The following is a 281-nucleotide window of genomic DNA, read 5'->3' on the forward strand; positions in this document are numbered from 1 at the left end:
GTGACCTTTACGTCAAGGTGACGGTGCGTCCACACGAGATCTTTGGTCGTGACGGCCACAACCTCACCGTCACCGTGCCAGTGACCTTTCCAGAGGCCACTCTGGGCGCCGAGGTGGAGGTGCCGACTCTAGCGGGAACGACCGTTCGACTGCGTATTCCGGCTGGGACACCGAATGGCCGTACCTTCCGGGTGCGGGGGCGTGGAGTGCCGCGTTCCGACGGCAGCAGGGGGGATCTACTCGCCACCGTTGAGATTGCTGTCCCGGAGAGTCTTGACGTC

At 63.7% G+C, this 281-nt stretch carries 1 protein-coding gene; it reads left to right on the forward strand.

The window, feature by feature from the left end; translation table 11 throughout:
• Positions 1–281 (forward strand): DnaJ C-terminal domain-containing protein (locus BST27_RS31005; protein WP_282957605.1); only part of this gene is annotated, 281 nt, incomplete at both ends.

Source organism: Mycobacterium intermedium (assembly GCF_002086275.1).
In the GTDB taxonomy this organism is placed as follows: domain Bacteria; phylum Actinomycetota; class Actinomycetes; order Mycobacteriales; family Mycobacteriaceae; genus Mycobacterium; species Mycobacterium intermedium.